A 26,768-nucleotide genomic window follows, 5' to 3' on the forward strand; every position below is an offset into this window, starting at 1 on the left:
CCTTGATCCTCAGTTACGGGGGATGATTGTTTCGCGCTTGCACATATCATCATCCGCCATGGCTGGAAAGCCATCGCGACAGCGGTTCCCACAGCAATTCGCACGCCCCGCCGCTCACGATCATGCCGACATGGCCAAGGTCGAGGGTCGTATTCTCCGCCATTTCCGGCGCGGCGGCGGCAGGGACGATGCGGTCGGTCGCGGAACGGATTGAAAGCGTGGGGCAAGTCAGGCGGCGGGGATCGACGGCCTGTCCACCGATCCGCCATTCGCCCCGGCCGCTCGCATTTGCGGCATAGAATTGCTCGAAAAGATCACGCCCCGCAGCATAGCTGAGCGGTGGTCCGCCATTGGCCCAATCCTCCACCGCCAGAAAGCCATGCTCCTCGTCCGAACCGACCGCCAAGTCGGCAAAGGCCGCATATTTGCGAATCGTGCGGGTGGGGTCCATCGCCCAGAAACCGGATTGCAGCACCTCCATGGGCACATAGCCCAGGCGCTGGCACATGGGTTTGGAACCGCGCCACAGCGCGCCGATCTCTTCCCTGTCGGCGGCGGCGAAGCCGTCGAAATTCCACGGCGCCGCGATGGTCGCCAGCGCCCTTGCAGGTTGCAATGCCGCAGCGCCGATCACCAGATTTCCGCCCAGGCAATATCCCACCAATATGGGCTGGCGGGGCAGAGCCGCCAGCATCGGCAGCAACCGCTCCGTCACATGGCGGTCCAGGCCCAATGCGCCGTCATCCGCCGCGGGCGCCCCCCAATCGACCAGATAGGCGTCATGCCCTGCTGCGCTCATGTGGCGCAGCATGGAACGGCTGGAGGACAGGTCCAGCACTTGCGGCGGATTGATTAGCGAGGGAACGAAAACCACCGGATGACGGCCGTTTTCCGTCCCGTAGCGGAGCAGTTTCGCACTGCCCGCCGATGCGGCGATGGAAGGGGCCGTGGGCGGGGCGGGGCGGCTAGCCTCTTGATATTTCCGCAAACCTTGGAAGGCCCGCTTCCGCAGTTCGGGATCGTCCTGCGTTTCGCGCCATAAAATATTGAGAAAAAGGGGTAATGGCCGCGGCCCATGTTGCGGCGCGGCATTGTGCTGTGCTAATGCGGAAAATGCAGGTGTGGGAGAGGTATCCATGGCCAAATCTAAGACCGCGAACGAATCCGAACCGGTCGTTATCAAGAAGTACGCTAACAGGCGGCTCTATAACACAGAAACGTCTAGCTACATCACGCTGGATCTTTTGTCGCAGATGACTCGTGAGGGGCGCGAGTTCGTCGTCGTCGACGCGAAGACCGGGGAGGACATCACGCACAATGTCCTGACGCAAATCATCATGGAGGAGGAGCAGCGCGGCAAGAACATGCTGCCCGTCAACTTCCTGCGCCAGTTGATCGCCATGTACGGCGATTCCATGCAGTCCATGGTGCCGCAATATCTGGAAGCGTCGATGGACGCCTTCCGCAAGAACCAGCAGCAGTTCCAGGAAGCGATGAAGGGCGCCTTCGGCGGCGGTCCGCTGGCCGAGATCGCCAAGCGCAACATGCTGATGTTCGAAGCGGCGGCCAGCGCCTTCGGCACGGGTATGCCCGGCGTGCCGGGGATGACGCCACCGGCGCCCGCCGCCGATGAGAGCAAGGATGACGAGATTGCGCAGCTCAAGGCGCAACTTGCCGCGCTCAATGCGAAGATCGACAAGCTGAGCTGAGCCGCGCTTTCGGCGGTCCTTTGGGGTCGACATGGGCGGCGCGCTTGTCCTATGGCGCGCCATCCACTCGAATTTTAAGGTCGATCCCGTGAAGCACGCCCTTTCCGTTACCCGCGAACAGGATTTCGCCGCCTGGTATCAGGCCGTCATTTCCGAAGCCGACATGGCGGAGGAAAGCGGCGTGCGCGGCTGCATGGTCATCCGGCCATGGGGTTACGGCATCTGGGAACGGATGCAGAAGCTGCTGGACGAGCGCATCAAGGCGACGGGCCATGAGAATTGCTATTTTCCGCTGTTCATCCCGCTCAGCTATTTCGAGAAGGAAGCCGAGCATGTCGACGGCTTCGCCAAGGAAATGGCGGTCGTCACCCATCACCGGCTGATCCAGAAGGATGGCAAGCTGGTGCCCGATCCCGAAGCGAAGCTGGAGGAGCCGCTGGTGGTTCGTCCGACTTCGGAAACGGTGATCGGCGCGGCTTTCTCTCGCTGGGTGCAAAGCTGGCGCGATCTTCCGGTGCTGATCAACCAGTGGGCGAATGTCGTTCGCTGGGAAATGCGCACGCGCATGTTCCTGCGCACCGCCGAATTTCTCTGGCAGGAAGGGCATACCGCGCACGCCACCGTCGAAGAGGCGATGGAAGAGACGATGAAGATGCTGGAAGTCTATCGCAGCTTTGCCGAGGAATGCGTGGCTCTGCCGGTGATCGCGGGCGAGAAGCCGGAAAATGAGCGCTTCCCCGGCGCCGTCGCGACCTATTCCATCGAGGCGATGATGCAGGACGGCAAGGCGTTGCAGGCGGGGACTTCGCATTTCCTGGGCACCACCTTCTCGCAGGCGCAGAATATCAAGTTCCAGAATGCCGAGGGGCAGCAGGAACTGGCGCAGACGACCAGTTGGGGCGTGTCGACGCGGATGATCGGCGGCCTCATCATGGTGCATGGCGACGATGACGGCCTGCGCGTGCCGCCCCGGGTGGCGCCCTATCAGGTGGTGGTCGTGCCGATGTTGCGCGACACTGAGGAGGATGCGGCGATCCTGGACTATTGCGGCGATCTGGTGACGGAGTTGAACAAGCAGGACGTGTTCCGCGAGCCGGTGCGCGCCCTGCTGGATCGGCGGTCGGCCAAGGCGGCGAACAAGCGCTGGGGCTGGGTGAAGAAGGGCGCGCCGATCGTGATTGAGGTCGGCGGGCGCGATGTGGCGGGCGGCAATGTGTCCGTCATCCGCCGCGACCGGCTCTATCGCGAGGATGGCAAGCTGGACAGCCGGATCGTGGCGAAGGGCGATTTCCTTGGCGCGGCGACTGCCATGCTGGAGGAGATCCAGCAGGCGTTGTTCGCGGATGCGCAGGCGCGGCTGTTGGGGAATATCGACAAGTCGATCACGTCGCTCGATGCGCTCAAGGCCTATTTCGGGGCGAGCAAGAAGCCGGGTTGGGCGCTGGTGCAATGGGCCAAGCCGACCGGCGCGGCGCTCGACAAGGTGATCGAATGGCTGAAGGGCGAGAAGCTGACGCTGCGCAATGTGCCGTCGGATGCGGAAGCGGCCGATGGCGCCTGCATCTTCACTGGCGAGAAGGCGGTGGAGCGCGTGCTGGTGGGGCGCAGCTATTAAAGCTTCCTTCCCATGCATGGGAAGGAAGCTTTAATGGCGATTACAGGACGTATTTGCTGAGGTCGGTGTTGCGCGCCACTGCGGCCAACTGCTTCTCCACATAGGCCGCATCCACCACCAGCGTTTCGCCCTGGCGGTCCTCAGCCTCGAAGCTCACATCCTCCAACAGCTTTTCCATCACCGTCTGGAGGCGGCGGGCGCCGATATTCTCGATCTCGCCGTTCACCTCCGCCGCGATCTTCGCCACGGCGCGGATGCCGTCCGGCGTCAGGTCGACGGTCACGCCCTCGGTCGCCAGCAGCGCGCGATATTGCGCAACAAGGCTCGCCTTGGTGTCGGAGAGGATCGACACGAAATCATCCTCCGTCAGCGCCTTCAACTCGACGCGGATCGGCAGGCGGCCTTGCAGTTCCGGCAGCAGGTCGCTGGGTTTCGCGACATGGAAAGCGCCGGAAGCGATGAACAGTATATGGTCGGTCTTGAGCGGGCCATATTTGGTCGAAACGGTCGTGCCTTCGATCAGCGGCAGCAGGTCGCGCTGCACGCCTTCGCGGCTGACCGAGCCGCCGCGCACATCGCTGACGGCGATCTTGTCGATCTCGTCGATGAAGACGATGCCGTTCTGCTCGGCGCTGGCAATGGCGACGCGGGCGACATCGTCCTGGTCCAGCCGCTTGTCCTGCTCTTCCTCGACCAGCTTGTCCCAGGCTTCCGCCACGCGCAGCTTGCGGCGCTTCTTCTGTTGCTGGCCGAACGCCTTGGACATCATGTCGCTCAGGTTGATCATGCCGATCTGGCCGCCCATGCCGGGAATTTCCATCGGCATGGAGGGGCTGTCGGCGACTTCCACCTCTACCTCGACATCGTTCATCTGGTTGCTCTCTATCCGCTGGCGGAAGGAGAGGCGGGTGGCTTCGCTCGCTTCCTTGCCGGTGAGCGCGTCCAGCAAGCGGGTCATGGCGGCTTCGGAGGCGGCTTCACGCACGGCTTCACGGCGGCGGTCCTTTTCCAGGCGCACCGCTTCCTCCACCAGGTCGCGCACGATCTGCTCCACGTCGCGGCCGACATAGCCGACTTCGGTGAATTTGGTCGCTTCCACCTTGACGAAGGGCGCGTCGGCCAGCTTGGCGAGGCGGCGGCTGATCTCCGTCTTGCCGCAGCCGGTGGGGCCGATCATCAGGATATTCTTGGGCGTAACCTCATCGCGCAGGTCGGCGGAGAGCCGCTGCCTGCGCCAACGGTTGCGCAGCGCCACGGCGACGGCGCGCTTGGCGTCTGCCTGGCCGATGATGTGCGCGTCCAGCGCGGAAACAATGGCTTTGGGGGTCAGATTGTCGTTCATCTTCATCTCACTCCCCTCCCTTTAAAGGGAGGGGTGGGGGGTGGGTGCGATTGCGTGAGCAATCGCCTGCAACGCTTGAGGGATAGGTTGCTCGCTTCGCTCGCCGCCCAGCCCAACCCCTCCCGCTTGCGGGAGGGACTTTAATCAGGTGGCGCTTTCCAGCTCTTCGACCACAAGCTGGTCGTTGGTGTAGACGCATATGTCGGCCGCCACCGCCATCGCCTTGCGGGCGAGGGTTTCGGCGTCTTCCTCATATTCCACGAGCGCGCGGGCCGCGGCGAGGGCGAAATTGCCGCCCGAACCGATGGCCGCAACCCCGCCGATCGGCTCCAGCACGTCGCCATTGCCGGTCAGGATCAGCGTCACTTCCTTGTCCGCGACGATCATCATCGCTTCCAGGTTGCGGAGATATTTGTCCGTCCGCCAATCCTTGGCGAGTTCGACGGCGGCGCGCATCAACTGGCCGTTATGGCGCTCCAGCTTGGCCTCCAGCCGCTCGAACAGGGTGAAGGCGTCCGCCGTCGCGCCGGCAAAGCCGCCGATGACCGATCCGTCGTGAAGGCGGCGCACCTTGCGGGCATTGGGTTTCATCACCGTCTGGCCCATGGAAACCTGGCCGTCGCCGGCCACGATCACCTTCCCGTTCTTGCGTACCGACATGATGGTGGTGCCATGCCAGACCGGCATGGAATTGGAGCGTTGGTCGTTCATGATCCGGCATATGGGAGCGATAATGACGGCGCGCAAGCGTCCCCGGCATAAGCGCCGGATCGTGTCATTTTCTGGACGGATTTATTTCAATTCGTTCAGGAACCGATCTGCGTCGATTGACATTGTGCAGCGCAACAACAATCATTCAGGCATGTTGCAAAGAGGCAGATATATGACCCTCAAGGCGAGAGCGCGGGAAAAGGTCGAGCGGGCTGGAATATCCAACTATTCCTTCGACCATGACGTGCTGGTGATGTGCGGTGTTCGCTATACCATCGCGGCCTGCAATTGCGGAGAGGCCGACTGCGACGGCGTGCGGCTGGAAAAGGATGCGGCCGCCATGGGCCGCATCCTCCAATGATCCGGTGATCCGGCCGGATCAGTTGATGGCTTTTTCCCCGGCGCGGCCGACGGATTCGATGTCCCGGCCCGCGCCCTTCACGGTGTTGCAGGCGGCCAGGGAGGAAAGAAGCAGCCCCGCGATGACGAGGGCGACGGTTTGACGCATGGGATATGCACTCCTTTTGATAACGGATCGATTATAACGCTGTTGAAGCGAATAAGTCCATTTCCGGAAAAATGGCCGGGGGGATGCTTGACAGGTGGCGCGGCGGATGCCAATGGCCGCCTCCTCCTTACAGGGGGCGCGTAGCTCAGCGGTAGAGCACACCCTTCACACGGGTGGGGTCACAGGTTCAATCCCTGTCGCGCCCACCATGATCCGGGCGATCATGGCGGAGAAATATTATTTCCCAACATTGATCTTTTCATCCGCCTCGCGCTAATTTCCCGCGCATGCGCCGTGGTTCCGCCATGGCCCAAGCAAGGGATGCAAATGTCGCCAAATCTGAAAAGCGGCGCGGCTGTCGGCGCGCTGTTGCTTTCCGCTATTTCCGCCCAGGCCCAGGAAAAGCAGGATCAGCAGAAACTGACCCTGGAGCGGGTGTTCGCCAGTCCTGACCTGTCCGGTTCGCAGCCAAGGGCGTTGAAGCTATCGCCGGACGGCAAGCTGGTGACGCTGCTCAAGCCGCGTGCCGATGAGAAGGAGCGGCTGGACCTGTGGGCGGTGGACACGTCGACCGGCGCGGAGCGGATGCTGGTCGATTCGAAGAAGACCGGCAGCGGCGCGGAGCTTTCCGAAGCGGAGAAGATGCAGCGGGAGCGCGACCGCAGCGTGGCGGGAAGCAGCGGCATCGTCAGCTATGACTGGGCGCCGGACGGGAAATCCATATTGGTGCCGGTGGATGGCGACCTTTATCTGGCGGCGCTGGATGGAAGGGTGACGCGGCTCACCGATACGCCCGATGGCGAGTTGAACGGCGTCGTCAGCCCCAAGGGCGGCTTCGTGTCCTTTGTGCGGGGCGGCGATTTCTTCGTCCAGCCCGTGGGCGGCACGGCGAGGCAACTCACCCAGGGTTCCAGCGACACGGTGAGTTGGGGCGTCGCGGAATTCGTGGCGCAGGAGGAAATGGACCGGCGGACCGGCTATTGGTGGTCGCCCGACGACAGGCTGATCGCGGTCGCCCGCGTCGATGAAGGCCCGGTCGGCACCGTCACGCGCACAGCCATCGGCGGCGAAGGCACGAAGGTTTATACGCAACGCTATCCCGCCGCCGGGACGGCCAACGCCCTGGTCGACCTTTATGTGATGAAGCCGGAGGGCGGTGAGCAGGTGAAGGTCGATCTGGGGGCGGAGAGGGACATCTACCTCGCCCGCGTCGACTGGTCGAAGGACGGCAAGACCCTCTATGTCCAGCGGGAGAGCCGGGATCAAAAGACGCTGGACCTGCTCGCGGTCGATCCGGCGACGGGCAGGAGCAGGGTGATCCTGACCGAAAAGGCGAAAAGCTGGATCAACCTCAGCAACAATTTCACGCCGTTGAAGGACGGCAGTTTCCTCTGGTGGTCGGAACGGACCGGTCATGGGCATCTTTACCATGTGCGGGCGGGCAAGTGGACGGCGCTTACCAGCGGCGATTGGGAAGTCCGCGACGTGGTGGGCGTGGATGAGGGCAGGGGGATCGTCTATTTCACCGGCAACAGGGAGACGCCACTGGAGCAGCAGCTTTATGCCGCGCCGCTCGCCAAGGCGGGGCCGATCAGGCAGTTGACCGCGACCGGCTGGTGGAATGACGCCGTGATGGATCGCGCCGCAAGCCGCATCGTCGTGGCGCGCAGCAACGTCAATCAGCCAAGGCAAGTCTATCTGGCCGACAGCGCGGGCAGGCAACTGAACTGGTTGTCGGAAAATGCGATCAAGGGCGATCATCCCTACGCGCCCTATCTCGCCAGCCATGTGAAGACGACGTTCGGTACGATCAAGGCGGCGGACGGGTCCACCCTCTATACCAGGATCATGACGCCGCCGCTGGAGGCCGGGAAGCGCTATCCCGTCTTCATGCTGCATTATGGCGGGCCGGGCGCGGGGCGGCAGGTGACGAACTCATGGAGTTCGCCCATCTACCAATATCTGGTGGACCGGGGCTGGATCGTCTTCGCGGTCGACAATCGCGGCACGCCCGACCGGGGCAAGGCGTTCGAGGATCAGATCTATCGCGCCATGGGCACGGTAGAGGTGGAGGATCAATTGAAGGGTGTCGAGTGGCTGAAGGCGCAGCCCTATGTCGATGCCGGGCGGATCGCCACCTATGGCTGGTCCTATGGCGGCTATATGTCGCTGAAGCTGCTGGAGAAGGCGCCGGGTGTTTTCTCGGCGGCGGTGGCGGGCGCGCCGGTGACGAAGTGGGAGCTTTACGACACCCATTATACCGAGCGCTATCTGGGTCGGCCGCAGGAGAAACCCAGCGCCTATCCCGCTTCGGGCGCGGTGGATGAGGCGGTGAAGATCAAAGACCCGCTTCTGCTGATCCACGGCATGTCGGACGACAATGTGGTGTTCGACAATTCGACCGCGCTGATGGCGAAGATGCAGGGGGGCGCCGTGCCGTTCGAGATGATGGTCTATCCGGGCCAGACCCATCGCGTGGGCGGGCCGGGGATCAGCGTGCATCTGTGGCGGACGATAGAGGATTTCCTGGCGCGGGAGCGGACGGGGCCGGGAAAATAAGCTTCCGTGTTCCTGCCTAGTCAGGAACCCAGTTCAGACGGCGAAACTAGGCTCCTGCCTGCGCAGGAGCACGGAGCGGCAGAACGGAGACAAGAAGCCCCGCTTTGGCGCGATAAACCCCTTGATGCTGGACAAACCGCGAGATACCGCTATGGCGCGCACTCCGCAATTTTGCATGGAGTGGAGTGTTAAGTCATGGGCTACAAGGTCGTCGTCGTTGGTGCCACCGGTAATGTGGGCCGCGAGATGCTGACCATTCTCGCCGAGCGCGAGTTCCCTATTGACGAGATCGCGGCGGTCGCATCGTCCCGGTCACAGGGCGCCGATGTCGATTTCGGTGACACCGGCAAGACGCTCAAATGCAAGAATATCGAACATTTCGACTTCACCGGCTGGGATATCGCCCTGTTCGCCGCAGGTTCCGGCCCGACGGCGGAATATGCGCCCAAGGCGGCGGCGGCGGGCTGCGTCGTGATCGACAATTCGTCGCTCTACCGCATGGACCCGGACGTGCCGTTGATCGTGCCCGAAGTGAACCCGGACGCCATCGACGGTTACAAGAAGAAGAACATCATCGCGAACCCGAACTGTTCGACCGCGCAGATGGTCGTCGCCTTGAAGCCGCTGCACGATGCCGCGACGATCAAGCGCGTCGTCGTCGCCACCTACCAGTCGGTTTCCGGCGCGGGCAAGGCGGGCATGGACGAGCTGTTCGAACAGTCGCGCAACATCTTCGTCGGCGATCCGGCGGAACCCAGGAAGTTCACCAAGCAGATCGCCTTCAACGTGATCCCGCACATCGACGTCTTCCTGGACGATGGTTCGACCAAGGAAGAATGGAAGATGGTCGCGGAAACCAAGAAGATCCTCGATCCCAAGGTGAAGGTGACCGCGACCTGCGTGCGCGTGCCGGTGTTCGTCGGCCATAGCGAGGCCATCAACATCGAGTTCGAGAAGGAAATCTCGGCCAAGGAAGCGCAGGACATCCTGCGCGAGGCGCCGGGCGTGATGCTGATCGACAAGCGCGAGGATGGCGGCTACGTCACCCCCGTCGAGTGCGTGGGCGACTATGCGACCTTCATCAGCCGCGTGCGCGAGGATTCGACCATCGACAATGGCCTGAACCTGTGGTGCGTCAGCGACAATCTGCGCAAGGGCGCGGCTCTCAACGCGGTGCAGATCGCGGAATTGCTGGGCCGCCGTCACCTGAAGAAGGGCTGAGGCTCTTTCATGATCTCCGGCGTTGTGGCTGTCTGGAAAGCCGTTCCAGCAGCGCAGCGCCGGATGATCCTGTTGCTGGTCGCGGCCATTATCGCCGCCAATATCGATCAGCCCTATCCTGAACTTGCGCCGCTCCAGCACGGGCCGACGATCCTGCTGGCCTTCGCCGCGCCATGGCTGCTGCGCCGATGGCCTTTATCGGACGGGTCGGCCGGGTGCATCCTGATCTTCCTGCTGCTGCATACGCTGGGCGGGCGGTATATCTATTCCTACGTGCCCTATGACGCCTGGGCGCGGGCGGTCAGCGGGCATGATATTTCCGGCACCTTCGGTTTTGCGCGCAACGGTTATGACCGGCTGGTGCATTTTGCCTTCGGCGCCTTTCTGACCCTGCCGTTCGCTGAAATGGCGCGGCGCCATGGAGGCATGCGCGTGGGCTGGAGCCTGATCTTCGCCTTTGCGGCGGTTGGCTTCGCGGGCGCGATTTACGAGATTTTCGAATGGCTGCTGAGCATCATCGCGGCGGGACGGACGGCGGATTGGTATAATGGCCAGCAGGGCGACATGTGGGATCCGCAAAAGGACATGGCGGCGGCGCAGATCGGCAGTCTGGCCGCGCTGATCTGGCTTCGCGCCACTCGACATGGGGGCGCGGAAGCCATATCGGCGGACGCGGATTAACCCAAGGAGTATCGCCCATGTCCGACCTGCCCATCGAAAAGCTGGAGATCCAGGGGCTGGGCGGGTTGCCGATCGCGGTGCATGTCGTGGGGGCCAAAGCCTCCGGCAGCCGCGATCTGGTGCTGATCCACGGCTATTTCTCCAACGCCTGGACCAACTGGATACGCTATGGCCACGCCGCCCGGCTGGTGGAGGCGGGTTTCCGACTGATCCTGCCGGACCTGCGCGGTCATGGGGAAAGCGGCAAGCCCCATGACGTCTCCGCCTATCCGCCCGACGCGCTGACCGAGGATGGACTGGCGCTGGTCGAGCAGCTTGGGCTGACCGATTACGACCTTGGCGGCTATTCGCTGGGGGCGCGGACGACGGTGCGGATGCTGGCGCGGGGCGCTGCGCCGCGAAGGGTGATCCTGGCAGGCATGGGGCTGCGCGGCCTTGTCCAGACGCTCGACAATGGCGGCTATTATCGCAAGGTGCTGACTAACCTCGGCACCTTCGAGCGCGGAACTTCGGAGTGGATGACCGAGGCTTTCCTGAAAACCACCAAGGGCGATCCGGTGGCGATGCTGCACATCCTCAACACCTTCGTCGATACGCCGAGAGAGGTCATTGCCGGATTCCAGCAGCCGACAGAGGTGATATGCGGCGCCGACGACCGCGACAATGGCGTGGCGCAGGAACTGGCCGACCTGTTGCCCAACGGGCGCTATGTCGAAATTCCGGGGAACCACATGAATGCGGTGACCCGGAAGGAATTGGGGCAGGCGATGGTGGAGTTTCTGACGGCCTGACCGTCTGGCATTCACTTTCCACCGTTCGGGCTGAGCCTGTCGAAGCCTCTTTCTTCAAGAAAGTAAGGCCCTTCGACAAGCTCAGGGCGAACGGTGGAGAATAGGGGTTCCTTAACGAAACGGCGGCTCGTTGAAGGCGCGCAGCTTGCGGCTGTGCAGCTTCGGTCCCTCCTGGCGCAGCAGTTCGCAGGTCATCAGGCCCACGCGCAAATGGCCCGCAATAGCCTCCTCATAAAAGCGGTTGGCCTGTCCGGGCAGCTTCAATTCGCCATGGATAGGCTTGTCCGACACGCACAGCAACGTCCCATAGGGCACGCGGAAGCGATAGCCCTGCGCCGCGATGGTGGCCGATTCCATGTCGATGCCGACGGCGCGCGACAGGCTGAACCGCAGGGCCGAACTGGAATAGCGCAGTTCCCAGTTGCGGTCGTCGGTGGTGACGACCGTGCCGGTGCGCAGCCGGCGTTTGAAATCCTCCCGGTCATTGCCGCCCAGCACTTCCTCCGCCGCCTTGGCCAGTGCTACCTGGACCTCCGCGATGGCAGGCACCGGGATTTCCGGCGGCAGCATCTCGTCCAGCACATGGTCGTCGCGCAGATAGGCGTGGGCCAGCACATAGTCGCCGATCCGCTGGCTGGGGCGCAGGCCGCCGCAATGGCCGATCATCAGCCACGCTTCCGGCCGCACCACCGCCAGATGGTCGCAGATCGTCTTGGCGTTGGACGGGCCGACGCCGATATTGACCAAAGTGATGCCGCTGCGGTCCGGGGCGATCAGGTGATAGGCGGGCATCTGATGCTTGCGCCAGGCGCTGTCCGCGATCATCCGCGCAGGATCGGCGGTTTCCGGCGTCACATAGACGCCGCCCGCCCCGGAAAGCGCCGTATAGCGCGTCCCTTCCTGCCCCAGTTCGGCGCAGGCCCAGGCGACGAATTCATCCACATAGCGGTGATAGTTGGTGAACAATATATATCGCTGAACATGTTCGGCGGGGGTGCCGGTATAATGTTTCAGCCGGGCGAGCGAAAAATCGGTGCGCAACCCGTCGAACAGGGCGAGCGGCCTTTCCCCCTCCGCATCGGGCATGAACAGTCCGTCCGCGATCTCATCCCCGATTTCCGCCAGTTCGGTCGCCGGGAAATGCCGCGCCAGTTCGGTCGGCGGCGTGCCGTCCAGGGCGCTGATGTCCAGGCCGTCCAGCACATAGGGGAAGGGGATTTGCTGGCCGCTGAGCGCCGTTTCGACTTCGACGCCATAATCCCGGACCAGCAGGTCGATCTGTTCGGCCAGATATTCCCCGAACATCGCCGGGCGCGTCACCGTGGTCACATATTGCCCCGGCTTCGACAGGCGGGCAAAGGATCGCCCCGGCGGCGGCACATCGGTTTCCGCATGATGGGTGATTCGCAGTTCCGGATAGCAGAATCGCCGGTCGCTCGCGGCTTCGGGGGGCGGCACGCTGCCGTCGCGGGCATAGGCGCGCATGGCCTCACGGAGATTTTCGATGGATTTCCGATAAATGCCGTCTAGTTCGGCGACGATCGCACTGCCGATGCTTCTTGTCATCGAACATTGGTAACGCACTTATATGACGGAAGAAAGATGCGCGCCCAATTAGCAGGCGCGCATCCCCGGAAATCAGATCTGTTCCAGCAGATATTCCGCCGCCGACACCTTGAAATCGCCCGGCGCTTCGACGTTCAGTTCAGCGACGACGCCGTCCTTGACGATCATCGAGAATCGCTGGCCGCGCGTGCCCATGCCAAAGCCGCTGCCGTCCATGGTGAGGCCGACCGCCTTGGCGAAATCGGCATTGCCGTCGGCCAGCATCGTCACCTTGCCGTCGGCATTGGCGGACTTGCCCCAGGCGTCCATGACGAAGGCGTCGTTGACGGCGGTGCAGGCGATTTCGTCCACGCCCTTGCCCTTGATATCTTCCGCCTTGTCGACGAATCCCGGCAGATGGCGGGCGGAGCAGGTCGGCGTGAACGCCCCCGGCACCGAAAAGAGCGCGACCGTGCGGCCCGCGAAATAATCGTCCGACGCCACCTTTTCAGGGCCGTTCTCGGTCATCTTGACGAAAGTGGTGCTGGGGATGCGATCGCCCTTCGAAATGGTCATTTTATGCCTCCTGGCCTTTTTGAACGCGGCGCAGGTTGGGGCAGCGCACCTTTCTGTCAAGGGGGTGCCCAAGGAATGTGCCATGCCGACCTGCCCAAGTGACGGCTCGCCATTGGCAAAGGCGTGCAGCGGCGTATAGTCGGTCCATGACCACAGCGCGCTCCTATGCCGGCCAGTTTCTCCTCGCCCTGCCGGGCATGGAGGATATGCGGTTCGACCATAGCGTCATCGCCATGTGCGTGCATGACGAGAATGGCGGGCTGGGGATCGCCGTGAGCGACGAAATCGACGGCGTCACGCTGCACGACCTGTTGGAAAGCTTCGACATCGATCCGGGCGACGTGCCTGACATGCCGGTGCTGAGCGGCGGGCCGGTCGAACCACGGCGTGGTTTCGTGCTGCATTCGCTCGACTGGATGGGGCATGACATGGTCGTGGTGGGCGAGGGGTGGGGCCTTTCGGGTTCGCTCGAAATCCTGAAGGCCATTGCCGAGGGCAGGGGGCCGAGTCGCTATCTGGTCGCGCTGGGCTATGCCGGATGGGGCGCGGGGCAGCTTGATGAGGAAATGAGCGGGGAAAGCTGGTTTCCCACGGACTGCACCGCCGATCTTCTGTTCGACATTCCCGCGGCGCGGAAATGGTCGGCCGCCTACGCCGCCGCCGGAATCGATGCCGCCCATCTGGTCAGCGGCGCGGGATCGGCCTGAAACGCACGGGCTGGCCGATTACGACATAAAGAAAACTTTATATTGAGTTGCCTTGAACCGCGGCGATTGGTAAAGCGCAGCCCATTGCCGCCGTTCGCTTGCCCGAGCGGTCGCCTCATCTTAGCCAATGGAGACACGCTCGTGGCCACCGCACCCGCCACCCAGGCGCAGGATTATGTGATCCGCGACATCGGCCTTGCCGCTTTCGGCCGCAAGGAAATCGAGATCGCCGAAACCGAAATGCCCGGCCTGATGGCCCTGCGCGCCGAATTCGGCGCTGCCAAGCCGTTGAAGGGCGCCCGCATCACAGGATCGCTGCACATGACGATCCAGACCGCCGTGCTGATCGAGACGCTGGCCGAACTGGGCGCGGAAATCCGCTGGGCTTCGTGCAACATCTTCTCGACCCAGGACCATGCCGCCGCCGCCATCGCGGCCAGCGGCATCCCCGTCTTCGCCGTGAAGGGCGAGACGCTGGAGGAATATTGGGACTATGTCATCCGCATCTTCGACTGGGGCGACACCGTCTGCAACATGATCCTGGACGATGGCGGCGACGCCACCATGTTCGCGCTGTGGGGCGCGCGCGTCGAGGCCGGGGAGGAACTGTTCACCCCCGGCAATGAGGAAGAGGAAATCTTCGTCGCCACGCTGAAGCGCTTCCTGGCGGAGCGTCCGGGCTATCTGACCAAGACCGTCGCCGCCATCAAGGGCGTGTCGGAAGAGACCACCACCGGCGTCCATCGCCTCTATGAACTGGCGAAGAAGGGCAAGCTTCCCTTCCCGGCGATCAACGTCAACGACAGCGTCACCAAGTCGAAGTTCGACAATCTCTATGGCTGCAAGGAATCGCTGGTCGACGCCATCCGCCGCGCCACCGACGTCATGCTGGCGGGCAAGGTCGCCTGCGTCGCCGGCTTCGGCGACGTCGGCAAGGGTTCGGCCGCTTCGTTGCGCAATGGCGGCGCCCGCGTGCTGGTGACGGAGGTCGATCCGATCTGCGCGTTGCAGGCCGCGATGGAAGGTTATGAAGTCGTGACGATGGAGGAAGCGGCGACCCGCGCCGACATCTTCGTCACCGCGACCGGCAACGAAGCCGTCATCACCGTCGATCACATGCGCGCCATGAAGAATATGGCGATCGTCTGCAACATCGGCCATTTCGACAGCGAGATCGAGATTGCCGGCCTCAACAACATGCAGTGGACCGAGATCAAGCCGCAGGTGGACGAGGTTCAGTTCCCGGACGGCAAGAAGATCATCGTCCTTGCCAAGGGCCGTCTGGTAAACCTGGGCTGCGCCACCGGCCACCCCAGCTTCGTGATGTCTTCCTCCTTCACCAATCAGGTGCTGGCGCAGATCGAACTGTGGACCAAGGCGGATACGTACAAGAACGAAGTCTATGTCCTGCCCAAGCATCTGGACGAGAAGGTCGCCGCGCTCCACCTGGAGAAGCTGGGCGTGAAGCTGTCGAAGCTGACGCCGAAGCAGGCCGCCTATATCGGCGTGTCGGCGGAAGGGCCGTTCAAGCCGGATCATTACCGCTACTGATGCGGACGGGAAGGGGAGGCGATTGCCTCCCCTTTTTTTTGTGTTTTTTGTGGACGTTAAATCCTCCCTGCGCGCAGCGTGGGGAGGGTCGAAGAGAGGCGCGTGACTCTCTTCGACGCTCGCGAAGCGAGTGGTGGAGGGGAAATTCAAAGGCCGTGCCCCTTTCCCCTCCACCAGCCTTCGGCTGGTCCCCCTGCCCATCTGCCGATGGGGGGGGGATTTGGACGGGTCGCTTCATGGCCCCACGCATAATTCTTCCATCTCAGCGCTTCACGCTGCGCCGGACTTGGGTTAGTCCCTCAGGACCATGGACGGGGGCAGATATTTCGCGATGAGGGTGAAGTAGGGCGTAATGACGTTGACCCCTCTTGCCGCCGTGATCTTCGGCGTCGTGCTGGCTGCATGGCTGGGCGCGGCGGTCTGGGCGTTGTCGAGCGGGCAGCGGCGGCGGCGCGAGGGCATGCAGGCGCAGGGAAAGCTGGATCGGCTGTCGGTTCTGCTCGCATCCGCGCCGGCCGCGCCCATCCTCGTCCATCCCGATGGCAGGCTGGAGGCCGCCGACAGCCTCGCCAAATGGCTTGGCAAGGATCGCGGACCCGCCTTCCTGTCCGAACTGACTGCGCCTGACGGCGGTCTGGAACCCGACGACGCCGCCGCGCTGGCGCAGGAAATCGCCGCCGCCCAGCGCGCAGGCCGCCGCTTCGCGCGGCCGGTGCGGGGCGTCGATTCGTCGCGGCTGTTGCTGGTGCGGGGCGCCCCGGCGGGGCCGGTGCTGGCCGAAAATGGCGGCGTCGTGCTCTGGATATTCGACGCGACCGACAGCCAGTCGGAAATCCAGACGTTGAAGGGCAAGGTCGAACAACTGCGCGAGGCTTTGGAGGCGCTGGCCGGGCTGGTGGAGGCAGCGCCCTTCCCGATGTGGCATCGCACCGCCGACATGCGGCTCAGCCTGGTCAACACGGCCTATGTCCGGGCGGTGGACGGCGAAAACGCCCGCGAAGTCATCGCCCATGGCACCGAACTGGTGGAGACGGTCGGCGGCCTCACGCCGCAGGCCGCCGCTGCCCAGACGCTTGCCGACGGCACGCCCGTCGAGCGCATGGTTCCCGCGACGATCGACGGCGAAAGGCGGACCATAAGAGTCGTCGACGTTCCGCTCGGCACGGCGGGAGTGGCCGGTTTCGCCATGGACCAGAATGAGCTGGAGCAGGCCCGCGTCGAACATCGGCGATTGGAGGCCGCGCAGCGCGACCTGCTGGACCGTCTGTCCGCGGGCGTGGCGCGCTTCGGCTCCGACCGGGCGCTGCGCTTCTGGAACCAGCCCTTCATGAGCCTGTTCGGGCTGGATCAGGAGCGGCTGGCCGACAATCCGCCGTTCGAACGGGTGCTGGACCAGATGCGCGAGGCGCGGCGGCTGCCCGAAAACCGGGATTTTCCGGCGTGGCGGGCGGAAAGGCGCGACTGGTTCCTCTCGCCCGATCCGCGTGAGGAAAATTGGCTGCTGGCCGACGGCACGCATTTGCGCGTCTATGGACAGCCGCTGCCCGATGGCGGGCTGCTGCTGATCTTCGAGGACCGGACCGAGCAGGTCCAGTTGTCGAGCGCCCGCGACACGCTGCTCCGCGTCCGCACGGCGACGTTCGACAATCTGTTCGAATCGATCGGCGTCTTCTCCTCGGACGGGCGCCTGCACTTGTGGAACAGCCGTTTCCGGACGATCTGGGACGTTTCGGAGGATTTGCTGGCCAAGCATCCGCGCATCGATGAACTGATGCGGACCGTTCAGTCGCGCCTGGCCAAGCCGCAGCAGGGGAACCTCGTCCGCGAACTGGTGCGCGCCGCCACGGTGGAGCGCAAGCAGCGCGTCGGCCATGTCGGCTTCGCGGATGGGCGCATCTTCGAATTCGCGGCCATCCCGCTGCCCGACGGCAATGCGCTGTTCACCATGCTGGACGTCACCGACAGCCGCCGCGTGGAACAGGTGCTGCGCGACCGCAACGACGCGCTGGAGCAGGCGGACAAGGTGAAGACCGCCTTCGTCACCAATATGAGTTACGAACTGCGCACGCCGCTGACCACCATCGCCGGTTTCGCGGAGATGATGAGCGCGGGCTATGCGGGGGAATTGAGCACATCCGCCAGGGAATATGTCGACGGCATATTGCAGAGCACCAACCGGCTTTCCATGCTGATCGACAATGTGCTGGACCTGACGCAGGGCGAGGCAGGGATGCTGCCCATCGAAAAGGCGCCGGTCGATCTGGCGGCGGAGGCCCGCGATGCCGTCGCGCGGATCAAGGGCGACGCGACGGCCAAGGGGATCGACCTCGCCATGTCGCTCCAGTCCAGCCTGGGCACTGTGCAGGGCGACAAACGCCGGATCGGCCAGGCGCTGGATCATCTGCTGGAAAATGCGGTGCGCTATTGCAGCCGGGGCGGCCGGGTGCTGCTGCATGGCGATGGGACGGCGGACAATGCGCGCCTTGTCGTATCGGACAATGGACCGGGCATCAGCGCCAAGCGGCAGGGGACCATCTTCGATGCATCCTCCCGGACGGAGCAGGCGCGCAACGGCGGCAAGGCGGGGATCGGCCTGCCTCTCGCCCGGCAATTGGCTCAGGCGCATGGCGGGACGCTGCAACTGGTGTCGGAACCCGGGCAGGGCACGATGGTCGTGATCGAACTGCCCCGTGGCTGAGGGCGACATCATCCTGGCGGGGGAGGGCGAGATGCTGGCGTTCGGCCATCGGCTGGCCGCCCTGGTCCGCATCGGCGACGTGATCGCGCTGGAAGGCGGGCTTGGCGCGGGCAAGACGACCTTGGCGCGGGGCCTGCTGGAAGGATTGGGGCTGGAGGGGGAAGCGCCAAGCCCCAGCTTCGCCATCGTCCAGCCCTATGACATTCCCGAAGTCCGCCTGCCCGTCGCTCATGTCGATCTCTATCGGCTGGATCGGCCGGAGGAGGCGGAGGAACTGGCGCTGGACGAGTATCTGACGGACAGTCTGCTGATCGTGGAATGGCCCGACCGGCTGGGGGAGGACGCATGGCCCGACGCCCTGCGGTTCCACATCGCCATCGAACCCGACGGCGCTCGGCGCTTGACAGCGGACGTGCCGGGCGCTTGGACGGAGCGATGGTCACAGATATGATCCCGCCCGCCGCTGCTTCCGCTTTTCTCGCGCAAGCGGGGTGGGAGCATGCCTCCATCGTGCCGCTGGCCGGGGATGCGTCTTTCCGCCGCTATTTCCGGGTGATCGACGGTGCGCGTCGGGCGGTGCTGATGGATGCGCCGCCGCCGCATGAAGACCCGCGCCCCTTCATCGCCATCGCGGAGCATCTGACGGCGAACAGCTTTGCCGCGCCGCGGATATTGGCGCGCGATCTGGAGGAAGGGCTGGTCCTGATCGAGGATTTCGGCGACCTGCGCGTCAAGGAACATGTCGAGGAGGCGCCGGACGCGGAACGGGATGTGTATGGCCGCGCCGTCGATTTGCTGGCCGCCCTGCATCGCCTGCCCGCCGCCGGTGTGCCGCCCTATGACCGCGCCGTCTATCAGCGCGAAGCGGGCCTGCTCACTGAATGGTATTGCCCTGCCATCGGCCTGCCGGTGGATGAGCCGGGCTATATCGGGGCCTGGGATGCGGTCCTGCCGATCGTGGAGCAGTCGGCCAGCCCGGTCGTCACGGTGCTGCGCGATTATCATGCGGAAAATATCATGCTGATCGACCGGGTGGAGTCGCATGGGCTGGGCCTGCTCGATTTCCAGGACGCGCTGGCCGGGCATCCGGCCTATGACCTCGTCTCCCTGCTCCAGGATGCGCGGCGCGACGTGTCCCCTGCGCTGGAAGCGGCGATGATCGCCCATTATCGCGCCATCGCCAACCCGCCGGCCGATTTCGACGCCGCCTATGCGGTGCTGGGCGCGCAGCGCAACGCGAAGATCATCGGCATCTTCACCCGCCTGTGGAAGCGCGACGGCAAGCCGCGTTACCTGACCTACCTGCCGCGCATGTGGGACTTGCTGGAGCGTGACCTGGCCCATCCGGCGCTGGCGCCCGTCGCGGCGTGGTTCGCGGCCAATATCCCCGCCGACAAGCGCCATCACGCCCTACAGGATTTCGCCCCCGCATGATCGATACCGCGATGCTGATGGCCGCCGGATTGGGCAAGCGCATGCGTCCGTTGACCGCGACCCGTCCCAAGCCGCTGGTCAAGGTGGCGGGCAAGCCGCTGATGGACCATGCGCTGGATCGGCTGGCGGCGGGCGGCATCCGGAAGGTGGTGGTCAATGTCCACTATCTGGCCGACACGGTCGAAGCGCATCTACGATCGCACTGCAATGGCATGACCGTCGCCATTTCCGACGAGCGCAGGAAGCTGCTGGAAACGGGCGGCGGGCTGATCCATGCCAGGGAAGAATTGGGCGACGCACCCTTTTTCTGCGCCAACAGCGACAATCTGTGGATCGACGGCCCGCAGGAGACGCTGGGCATGATGCGCAGGATATGGGATCCGGAGCGCATGGACGCGCTGTTGCTGCTGGTGCCGCTCGCCCGCGCCAATTGCCATCGGGGGCCGGGCGATTTCCATATGGACGCGAACGGCCGGCTGACCCGGCGCAAGACCGCCCATGTCGCGCCCTTCGTCTTTACCGGCGTCCAGATCATGTCGCCCGCCCTGCTGACCGATCCGCCGTCGGAGGTTTTTTCGACCAACGTCTTCTGGAACCGGGCGATAGAGGCGGGGCGCCTCTACGGCGTCTCGCATCAGGGGCTGTGGTTCGATGTCGGCACGCCGCAGGCCATCCCGGTGGTGGAGTCGATGTTGGCCCATGGGTGACCGCACCCGCCCCGCACTGTTCAACATCCCGGCGCATCGCGCCTTTTCCGACGCGCTGGTAGCCGGCATCCTCGCCCAGCATGGCGGCGATCCGATGCGGTTGGCGCAGGGCATGATCCTGCTGCCCAATAATCGCGCCATCCGGTCGGTCAGCGACGCTTTCGTGCGGAAGTCGGGGGGCGGACTGCTGTTGCCGCGCCTGATCGCCTTGGGTGATCCGGACCTGGGTGAACAGGTCGGCGGCGCGCTCGATCCATTGGGCGAGGATGAGGTTGTGCCGCCCGCCATAGCGCCGATGCGCCGCCAGATGATCCTGGCGCGGATGGTGCAGCAGGCTTCGGCGCATCCGATGGACGCGGGGCAGGCGCTGAAGCTCGCTCAGGCGCTTGGCGCGGTCCTCGACCAGATTCAGGTCGAGCGGCTTTCGGTCGCCGCGCTGGCCGATCTGACCTTATCGGACGAATTGTCGCAGCATTGGCAGACATCGCTCAGCCTGTTCGGCATATTGCTGGCGCAATGGCCGCAGGAGCTGGCGCGGCTTGGCTGTATCGATCTGGCGGACCGCCGCAATCGGTTGCTGGACCGGGTGGCGGCGCGCTGGGCCAAGGCGCCGCCGGAGGGTTTCGTCATTGCGGCGGGCATGTCGATGACGGCTCCGGCGATTGCCGCGCTGTTGCGGCGGATCGCGGTGCTGCCCAAGGGGGCCGTCGTCTTCGCCGGTCTGGATCAGGAGATGGATGGCGACGCCTGGGACGCCATCGGTCCTTTCGATGCCGATCCCGTCACCGGCCGCGCGCCTGCCGGGCATGAAACCCATCCGCAATATGCGCTGAAGCGCCTGCTCGACCGGATGAGCGCGACACGCGACGATGTGGCGCTCTGGCGCTGGGGCAGCGAGCATGACGCCCGCGCCGTCAGGGGACGCAACATCTCCAACGCCATGCTGCCGCCGCGCCTGACCAGCCGCTGGCGCGACCTCAAGACCGCCGACCGATCGCTCGCGGGGGTGGAGGCGCTGGAGGTGGCGACCCCCGGAGAGGAGGCGCAGGCCATCGCCATCGCCCTGCGCGAAGCGGTAGAGACGCCGGGCCGCACCGCTGCCCTGGTGACGCCGGACCGGCAATTGGCGACCCGCGTGTCCGCGCATCTGCGGCGCTGGGGCATAGAGGCCGACGATTCCGCCGGTCAGCCGCTTTCCCGCCTGCCGCCCGGAACCCTGCTGATCGCCATGGCGGAGGCTTTGGCGGAGCGGTTCGCGCCGGTTGCGCTGCTGACCCTGCTCAAACATCCGCTGGTCATGCGGGGGGAGGAGCGGCTTGGCTGGCTGGAGGGCGTGCGCGGGCTTGACCTGTTGCTGCGCGGGCCAAGGCCGCAGGCGGGGATCGTCGGCATCGACCTGCTGCTGGCCGAGCGCGAGGGGGAAGACCGGCAACGCATCCTGCGCACCCGCACGCGGCTGTGGTGGGCGGATGCGCGACCCCTGCTGGAACCGTTGGAGCAGGCCTTTCTGGCCGCGCCCGACCTTGCGGCGCAATTGGCGGCCATTCGCGAACATGCCGGGCGCCTGTCGCACGATGCGGTCTGGGCCGGGCATCAGGGGCACGCCGCCGCCGACCTCTTCGCGGAGATGGAGGAAGCCGCCAGCGAAGGGCCGCGCCAGGCGGACATGCGCGCTTTGCCAGCGTTGTTCGACCATCTTCTGGGCGGCGTGTCGGTCCGTCCGCCGCAGGGTGGGCATCCCCGCATCAGCATCCTCGGCCTTATCGAGGCGCGGCTGGTGCAGACCGACCTGATGATCCTGGGCGGCCTCAACGAGGGCACATGGCCGGGGCTGCCCGCGCCCGACCCCTGGCTGGCCCCGCGCATCCGGCGGGAGATCGGCCTGCCGGGGCTGGAAAGCCGCATCGGCCTGGCCGCGCATGATTTCGCCAGCGCATTGGGTGCGCCGCAAGTGCTTATCACGCGGGCAAGGCGGGGATCGGGTGGGCCGGCGGTCGCCTCGCGCTTCTGGCTGCGGCTGAAGGCCATGGCTGGGCCGCAGTGGAAGAGCGCCGACCGCTATGCCGCGCTGGCGCAGGCCATCGATCATGCGGCGGACCACCGGCCCGCCAGCCGCCCCGCGCCGGTGCCGCCGCTGTCGGTGCGCCCGAAGGTCATTCCCGTTACCGATGTCGACCGGCTGAAGGCCGACCCCTACGCCTTCTACGCCAAGCGCATCCTGCGTCTGGCGCGGCTCGATCCGGTGGACGCCGATGCCGGGCCAGCCTGGCGCGGTACGGCAGTGCATGAAATCCTGCAACAATGGGCTGAGGCGGGCAGCGGCGACCTGGCCGATCTGGAAGCCCGCGCGAGGGCGATGTTCGACCGGCCGGACGTTCATCCCCTGCTGAAGGCGCTCTGGCAACCGCGTCTCATCGAAGCCATCCGCTGGATCGCCGCCGAGGTGGCGAGCGACCTTGCGGCGGGGCGGAAGATCCTTTCCGTCGAGATCGAGGGGCGGGCGGAGATCGCCGGGGTCACGCTGACCGGCAAGGCCGACCGCATCGACCTGCTGCCGGACGGGAAGCTGGGCATCGTCGACTACAAGACCGGCAAGCCTCCTAGCGCCCGGCAGGTCAAGGCGGGCTATGCGCTGCAACTCGGCCTGCTGGGGCTGATCGCAGAGCATGGCGGCTTTCCCGGCACGGATGCCGCTCCGGTGGCGGGGAATTTCGAATATTGGTCGCTCGCCAAGAAGGGCGACGCCTTCGGCTATCGCGAAAGTCCGGTCGATCCCATGGGCAAGCGGGACAAGATCATCACCGCCGACTTCACATCGCAGGTCTATGCCCAGTTCGAGGATATCGCCGCCGCTTATCTCCTCGGCCCGGCGCCCTTCGATGCGCAGGTGAACCCCGAAGTCGCCAATTATGGCGATTATGACCAGCTCATGCGGCTGGAGGAATGGTATGGGCGCGACGATGGCTAGAAAGGCCGACGCCCTGCAACCGCTGGCGGGCGCCCAGGCGCAGGCCGCCGCGCCCGACGCCCATGTATGGCTGTCGGCATCGGCGGGCACGGGCAAGACCCATGTGCTGACTGCCCGCGTCTTTCGCCTGCTGCTTCAGGGCGTGCGGCCGGAAAATATCCTGTGCCTCACCTTTACCAAGGCGGGCGCGGCGGAAATGGCGGATCGCATCCATGACCGGCTGGCCGCCTGGGTGCAGATGAGCGGTCCCGCGCTCGCCGCCGACCTGATGGCGCTTGGCGAGGATCATGGCCAGGAAATGCAGGATGTCGCCCGCCGTCTCTTTGCCGAAGTGCTGGAGTCGACCGGCGGCGGCCTGCGTATCCAGACGATCCACGGCTTCTGCCAGCAATTGCTGACCACCTTTCCGCTGGAGGCCGATCTGCCGCCCGGATTCCGGCCGCTGGACCAGCGGGAGCAGTCGGTGCTGGCCCGCCAGACGCTGGCCGACATGGTGGTGGTCGCGCAGGAACAGGGCGACGATGCGCTGATCGAGGCGTTGCAGGCGCTCAGCCTGCGCATGGGGGAGGGCGGCGCGGAGAATTTCCTGCTCCGCTGCGCGGCCCGGCTGGACGCGCTTGAGGCCTTGCCGGGGGATATTGCGCCCTGGCTGTTGCGGGAACTGGACCTGCCGGAGGGCGACATCGACGCCCATATCGCCGAGCGGTGCGCGGATGATCTGTTCGACATGCGGACGCTCCTGTGGATCGCGCAGGCCAATGCGGATTGGGGTACGGGACGAGCGCTGGAACGGTGCGACCGGATCGAGCGCTGGCGGAATCTCGATCCGGCGGCACGGGCGGGCGCGCTTGCCGACCTGCATGCCGTCTGGGCCAAGGCCGATGGCGAACTAATCTCCACCGCCAAGGGATGGGCGCCGCAGGTGGACGGCTATGGCGACGCGATTGCGCGCATGCATGAGGGTTGCGGCGAATTGCTGGGCCTCAAGGTTCGCGCCGCTTATGCCGCCCTGCTGGCGAAGGCGCTGCATGCCGGGCGCGTCTATGCGCGGGCCTATGCGCAGGCGAAGCAAATGGCGGGGGCGGTCGATTTCAACGATTTGATCGCCAATACCGCCCAATTGCTGTCCCAGCCGGGCATCGCCGACTGGATACGCTATAAGCTCGACCAGCGCATCGACCATATATTGGTGGACGAGGCGCAGGACACCAATGCCGATCAATGGCGGATCGTCAGGAGCATCGCCGAAGAATTTTTCACCAGCGAGTGGGAGCCGGGGCAGAAGGTCCGCACCATCTTCACCGTTGGCGATTTCAAGCAGGCGATCTTCGGGTTCCAGGGCACCAGTCCCCAGAATTTCGCGGCGGCCCAATTGCTGTTCGAACGGGATGCGCGACAGGCCGGGCATCTCTTCCACGACTTGTCGCTGGAACGCAGTTTCCGGTCCACGCCTGCCGTTCTGGACGTGGTCGACCGCACCATAGCAACGCTGAGCGCCGAGCGTTTCGGGCTGGAGGCGGGCGAAGTCCGGCATGTCAGCGCGAACCGTTTTCCCGGCCAAGTGCTGCTCTGGAAGCCTGTGGTCGCGGGCCTGTCCGACGATGCGGAGGGGGAGGAGGATTGGGCCGCCGATCAGGAGCGCGTGCTGGCCCAGACCATCGCGCGCCAGATCAGGCAGTGGATCGACGACGGGCTGATGCTGGAAAGCCGGGGCCGTCCGGTGACGGCGGGCGACATCATGATTCTGGTCCGCCGCCGCAGCGAGCTGGCGCGGCTGATCGTTGCCCGGCTCTATGAGGAAAAGGTGGCGGTGGCGGGCATCGACCGCCTGCGGTTGAACGCGCCGCTGGCGGTGCGCGACCTGCTGGCGGCGCTGCGTTTCGCCGTGCAGCCGGAGGATGATCTGAACCTCGCCGCGCTGCTGGTGTCGCCGCTGATCGGATGGACGCAGGACGAATTGATGGAACGTCTCATCCGACGCCGGACCGGCCTGTGGCAGCATCTGACGCAGACGCTGGACGATGCGCTGCTGGAGCCGTTGCGCCGGTTGCTGGGGCAGGCGGACTTCACCACCCCCTATCGCTATCTGGAGGCGATATTGTCCGGCCCGATGGACGGCCGCCGTCGCCTGATCGAGCGGCTGGGGTCCGAAGCCGCCGATCCGATCGAGGAATTGCTGAACGCCGCGCTCGCCTTCGAGAATGACGATCATCCCTCGCTCCAGCGCTTCATCGACTGGTTCGACCGGGGGGAGGTGGAGATCGTGCGCGATGCCGCCGCGCAAGGCGACTCGCTCCGCCTGCTGACGGTGCATGGCGCCAAGGGTTTGCAGGCCCCCATCGTCATCCTCGCGGACGCCTGCCTCGATCCGGATGCCGGAAATCGCGCCGATTCGCTGGAGTGGAACGGACTGCCCATCATCGCGCCGCGCAAGGCGGAACGGCAGGGCGCGATAGGCCAGTTGGCGGAGGAAGCGAGCGCCGTCGAACGCGCGGAACATTGGCGGCTGCTCTACGTCGCGCTGACGCGGGCGGAGGAAAGGCTGGTCGTCGCCGGTTCGCTCGGCCCCAGGGCAAAGGGAGAGGTCAAGCCCGAAAGCTGGTATGCCGCTGTTGAGGGTGCGCTGATCTCGCTGGAGGCGGAATGGGAGGCCGATCCGCTCTGGGGTGCGCGGCGAAGCTGGCGGGGGCACGAAATTCTCCCCCCAAAGGCGGTCGATCCGGATTTCACCGAACGCGGAGCGGCGCATGGCGAACCGCCCTGGCTTCGCAGGCCCGCGCCCGTCGAAGCCCGGCCGCCGCGTCCCCTGGCGCCCTCCGCGGCGGTGGAGGACGATGTGCCCTATCCGCCGCCCACCCCGGCGATGCGGGATGCCGCCGAGCGTGGCCGCTGGCTGCACCGGCTGTTCGAGCGGCTGGCCGACGTGCCGCCCGACAGCCGCCGCGCCCGCGCCGACAATTGGCTGGCGCAGCAGGGTCTGACCGATCCGGTACGGCGGCACGACATCATCGAACAGGCGCTGCGCGTGATCGAAGATCCGCAATTCGCCGCGCTTTTCGGACCGGACGCGCTGGCGGAGGCGCCCATCGCCGCCCTGGTGGGGGAGGCCGTGATCGCCGGGACCGTCGACCGGCTGCGCATCGGCGACGATCTGGTGCAACTGGTCGACTTCAAGACCGGGCGCATATCGCCGCTGGTCGTGGAGGAGGTGCCGCTGGCCCATGTACGGCAGATGGCCGCCTATGCCGCCGCGTTGCAGGTGATCTTCCCCGGCCGCCGGATCGAGGCGGGGTTGCTCTACACCGCCGCTCCCCGGTTCATCACCCTGCCGGCGGAGCTGCTGGCGCGGCACAAGCCGGGCTTTCCGTCCGCGCAGGAGAATTTGCCGCTTCCGCCGGTTGAGACCGACGCGACACCATCCTAAATACCCGCCAACCGAAGGAGA

The 26,768-nt window shown here is 65.1% G+C and carries 21 protein-coding genes and 1 tRNA gene; 16 read left to right on the forward strand and 6 right to left on the reverse strand.

Features of this window, described 5'->3' with window-relative positions; genetic code table 11:
• Window positions 1-49: 49 nt before the first annotated feature.
• The gene (locus NUH86_RS05920; RefSeq protein WP_267251573.1) at window positions 50-1,138 is read right to left on the reverse strand and encodes an alpha/beta hydrolase; all 1,089 of its coding nucleotides are present in this window, start codon (window positions 1,136-1,138) and stop codon (window positions 50-52) included.
• Between NUH86_RS05920 and phaR the strand changes: the two genes are divergently transcribed.
• Window positions 1,137-1,709: a polyhydroxyalkanoate synthesis repressor PhaR gene (phaR, locus tag NUH86_RS05925; RefSeq protein WP_267251574.1), complete on the forward strand. Its 573-nt coding sequence runs from the start codon at window positions 1,137-1,139 to the stop codon at window positions 1,707-1,709. The genes NUH86_RS05920 and phaR overlap by 2 nt on opposite strands.
• A 31-nt stretch (window positions 1,710-1,740) precedes the next feature.
• On the forward strand, window positions 1,741-3,324 hold the full coding sequence (gene proS, locus NUH86_RS05930; protein WP_267251575.1) for a proline--tRNA ligase: 1,584 nt from the start codon (window positions 1,741-1,743) through the stop codon (window positions 3,322-3,324).
• A 40-nt stretch (window positions 3,325-3,364) separates the two neighbouring features.
• Here the strand turns inward: proS and hslU are convergent, their stop codons facing one another.
• Window positions 3,365-4,666, reverse strand: coding sequence for an ATP-dependent protease ATPase subunit HslU (gene hslU, locus NUH86_RS05935; protein WP_267252038.1), 1,302 nt, complete (start codon window positions 4,664-4,666; stop codon window positions 3,365-3,367).
• 144 nt (window positions 4,667-4,810) lie between these two features.
• The gene (hslV, locus tag NUH86_RS05940; protein WP_174544422.1) at window positions 4,811-5,353 is read right to left on the reverse strand and encodes an ATP-dependent protease subunit HslV; all 543 of its coding nucleotides are present in this window, start codon (window positions 5,351-5,353) and stop codon (window positions 4,811-4,813) included.
• A gap of 196 nt (window positions 5,354-5,549) precedes the next feature.
• Between hslV and NUH86_RS05945 the strand changes: the two genes are divergently transcribed.
• Complete coding sequence (locus NUH86_RS05945; protein WP_267251576.1) at window positions 5,550-5,738, forward strand: hypothetical protein; 189 nt, start codon at window positions 5,550-5,552, stop codon at window positions 5,736-5,738.
• A gap of 18 nt (window positions 5,739-5,756) precedes the next feature.
• On the opposite strand, the gene NUH86_RS05950 is transcribed toward NUH86_RS05945, so the two are convergent.
• Complete coding sequence (locus tag NUH86_RS05950) at window positions 5,757-5,885, reverse strand: entericidin A/B family lipoprotein (RefSeq protein ID WP_013846709.1); 129 nt, start codon at window positions 5,883-5,885, stop codon at window positions 5,757-5,759.
• A 134-nt stretch (window positions 5,886-6,019) separates the two neighbouring features.
• On the opposite strand from NUH86_RS05950, the gene NUH86_RS05955 reads away from it, so the two are divergent.
• The 5 genes from NUH86_RS05955 (at window position 6,020) to NUH86_RS05975 (ending at window position 11,137) form a co-directional block, all read left to right on the forward strand.
• Window positions 6,020-6,094 (forward strand) — tRNA-Val (locus NUH86_RS05955).
• Between the two features lie 118 nt (window positions 6,095-6,212).
• Window positions 6,213-8,444 (forward strand): S9 family peptidase, encoded by a 2,232-nt coding sequence (locus tag NUH86_RS05960; RefSeq protein WP_267251577.1) that lies wholly within the window; start codon window positions 6,213-6,215, stop codon window positions 8,442-8,444.
• 195 nt (window positions 8,445-8,639) lie between these two features.
• Window positions 8,640-9,665: an aspartate-semialdehyde dehydrogenase gene (locus NUH86_RS05965; protein WP_267251578.1), complete on the forward strand. Its 1,026-nt coding sequence runs from the start codon at window positions 8,640-8,642 to the stop codon at window positions 9,663-9,665.
• 9 nt (window positions 9,666-9,674) lie between these two features.
• Entirely contained in the window at window positions 9,675-10,346 is a 672-nt protein-coding gene (locus NUH86_RS05970; protein WP_267251579.1) for a DUF2238 domain-containing protein, read from the forward strand.
• Between the two features lie 17 nt (window positions 10,347-10,363).
• The gene (locus NUH86_RS05975) at window positions 10,364-11,137 is read left to right on the forward strand and encodes an alpha/beta fold hydrolase (protein ID WP_267251580.1); all 774 of its coding nucleotides are present in this window, start codon (window positions 10,364-10,366) and stop codon (window positions 11,135-11,137) included.
• A 111-nt stretch (window positions 11,138-11,248) separates the two neighbouring features.
• Here the strand turns inward: NUH86_RS05975 and NUH86_RS05980 are convergent, their stop codons facing one another.
• Window positions 11,249-12,703: an AMP nucleosidase gene (locus NUH86_RS05980; RefSeq protein ID WP_267251581.1), complete on the reverse strand. Its 1,455-nt coding sequence runs from the start codon at window positions 12,701-12,703 to the stop codon at window positions 11,249-11,251.
• Between the two features lie 72 nt (window positions 12,704-12,775).
• On the reverse strand, window positions 12,776-13,258 hold the full coding sequence (locus tag NUH86_RS05985) for a peroxiredoxin (protein ID WP_267251582.1): 483 nt from the start codon (window positions 13,256-13,258) through the stop codon (window positions 12,776-12,778).
• Window positions 13,259-13,404: 146 nt separating this feature from the next.
• Between NUH86_RS05985 and NUH86_RS05990 the strand changes: the two genes are divergently transcribed.
• The 8 genes from NUH86_RS05990 (at window position 13,405) to addA (ending at window position 26,747) form a co-directional block, all read left to right on the forward strand.
• Window positions 13,405-13,965 (forward strand): YqgE/AlgH family protein, encoded by a 561-nt coding sequence (locus NUH86_RS05990; protein WP_267251583.1) that lies wholly within the window; start codon window positions 13,405-13,407, stop codon window positions 13,963-13,965.
• Window positions 13,966-14,106: 141 nt separating this feature from the next.
• On the forward strand, window positions 14,107-15,516 hold the full coding sequence (ahcY, locus tag NUH86_RS05995) for an adenosylhomocysteinase (RefSeq protein ID WP_267251585.1): 1,410 nt from the start codon (window positions 14,107-14,109) through the stop codon (window positions 15,514-15,516).
• 352 nt (window positions 15,517-15,868) lie between these two features.
• Window positions 15,869-18,214, forward strand: coding sequence for a PAS domain-containing sensor histidine kinase (locus tag NUH86_RS06000; protein ID WP_267251586.1), 2,346 nt, complete (start codon window positions 15,869-15,871; stop codon window positions 18,212-18,214).
• Window positions 18,207-18,665, forward strand: a complete 459-nt coding sequence (tsaE, locus tag NUH86_RS06005; RefSeq protein ID WP_267251587.1) for a tRNA (adenosine(37)-N6)-threonylcarbamoyltransferase complex ATPase subunit type 1 TsaE — start codon at window positions 18,207-18,209, stop codon at window positions 18,663-18,665. Before NUH86_RS06000 ends, tsaE begins: the two co-directional genes overlap by 8 nt.
• Window positions 18,662-19,648 carry an aminoglycoside phosphotransferase family protein gene (locus NUH86_RS06010; protein ID WP_267252039.1) on the forward strand — a complete coding sequence of 329 codons (987 nt, stop codon included), beginning with the start codon at window positions 18,662-18,664 and terminating at the stop codon, window positions 19,646-19,648. Before tsaE ends, NUH86_RS06010 begins: the two co-directional genes overlap by 4 nt.
• Complete coding sequence (locus tag NUH86_RS06015) at window positions 19,645-20,355, forward strand: nucleotidyltransferase family protein (protein ID WP_267251589.1); 711 nt, start codon at window positions 19,645-19,647, stop codon at window positions 20,353-20,355. Before NUH86_RS06010 ends, NUH86_RS06015 begins: the two co-directional genes overlap by 4 nt.
• Window positions 20,348-23,323 carry a double-strand break repair protein AddB gene (gene addB, locus NUH86_RS06020; protein WP_267251590.1) on the forward strand — a complete coding sequence of 992 codons (2,976 nt, stop codon included), beginning with the start codon at window positions 20,348-20,350 and terminating at the stop codon, window positions 23,321-23,323. Before NUH86_RS06015 ends, addB begins: the two co-directional genes overlap by 8 nt.
• Window positions 23,304-26,747, forward strand: coding sequence for a double-strand break repair helicase AddA (addA, locus tag NUH86_RS06025; RefSeq protein ID WP_267251591.1), 3,444 nt, complete (start codon window positions 23,304-23,306; stop codon window positions 26,745-26,747). Before addB ends, addA begins: the two co-directional genes overlap by 20 nt.
• The last annotated feature ends 21 nt before the right edge of the window (window positions 26,748-26,768 follow it).

The sequence above is a fragment of the Sphingobium sp. JS3065 genome (genome assembly GCF_026427355.1).
Taxonomy (GTDB): domain Bacteria; phylum Pseudomonadota; class Alphaproteobacteria; order Sphingomonadales; family Sphingomonadaceae; genus Sphingobium.

Coding starts and splice junctions, on each gene's coding strand:
- NUH86_RS06000 (WP_267251586.1), top strand. CDS start 15,869: ATGACGTTGACCCCTCTTGCCGCCGTGATCTTCGGCGTCGTGCTGGCT.
- NUH86_RS05965 (WP_267251578.1), top strand. CDS start 8,640: ATGGGCTACAAGGTCGTCGTCGTTGGTGCCACCGGTAATGTGGGCCGC.
- NUH86_RS05950 (WP_013846709.1), bottom strand. CDS start 5,885: ATGCGTCAAACCGTCGCCCTCGTCATCGCGGGGCTGCTTCTTTCCTCC.
- proS (WP_267251575.1), top strand. CDS start 1,741: ATGGGCGGCGCGCTTGTCCTATGGCGCGCCATCCACTCGAATTTTAAG.
- NUH86_RS05970 (WP_267251579.1), top strand. CDS start 9,675: ATGATCTCCGGCGTTGTGGCTGTCTGGAAAGCCGTTCCAGCAGCGCAG.
- NUH86_RS05990 (WP_267251583.1), top strand. CDS start 13,405: ATGACCACAGCGCGCTCCTATGCCGGCCAGTTTCTCCTCGCCCTGCCG.
- phaR (WP_267251574.1), top strand. CDS start 1,137: ATGGCCAAATCTAAGACCGCGAACGAATCCGAACCGGTCGTTATCAAG.
- NUH86_RS05920 (WP_267251573.1), bottom strand. CDS start 1,138: ATGGATACCTCTCCCACACCTGCATTTTCCGCATTAGCACAGCACAAT.
- hslU (WP_267252038.1), bottom strand. CDS start 4,666: ATGAACGACAATCTGACCCCCAAAGCCATTGTTTCCGCGCTGGACGCG.
- NUH86_RS05945 (WP_267251576.1), top strand. CDS start 5,550: ATGACCCTCAAGGCGAGAGCGCGGGAAAAGGTCGAGCGGGCTGGAATA.
- NUH86_RS05975 (WP_267251580.1), top strand. CDS start 10,364: ATGTCCGACCTGCCCATCGAAAAGCTGGAGATCCAGGGGCTGGGCGGG.
- hslV (WP_174544422.1), bottom strand. CDS start 5,353: ATGCCGGTCTGGCATGGCACCACCATCATGTCGGTACGCAAGAACGGG.
- addA (WP_267251591.1), top strand. CDS start 23,304: ATGGGCGCGACGATGGCTAGAAAGGCCGACGCCCTGCAACCGCTGGCG.
- addB (WP_267251590.1), top strand. CDS start 20,348: ATGGGTGACCGCACCCGCCCCGCACTGTTCAACATCCCGGCGCATCGC.
- NUH86_RS05985 (WP_267251582.1), bottom strand. CDS start 13,258: ATGACCATTTCGAAGGGCGATCGCATCCCCAGCACCACTTTCGTCAAG.
- NUH86_RS05980 (WP_267251581.1), bottom strand. CDS start 12,703: ATGACAAGAAGCATCGGCAGTGCGATCGTCGCCGAACTAGACGGCATT.
- NUH86_RS05960 (WP_267251577.1), top strand. CDS start 6,213: ATGTCGCCAAATCTGAAAAGCGGCGCGGCTGTCGGCGCGCTGTTGCTT.
- NUH86_RS06015 (WP_267251589.1), top strand. CDS start 19,645: ATGATCGATACCGCGATGCTGATGGCCGCCGGATTGGGCAAGCGCATG.
- NUH86_RS06010 (WP_267252039.1), top strand. CDS start 18,662: ATGATCCCGCCCGCCGCTGCTTCCGCTTTTCTCGCGCAAGCGGGGTGG.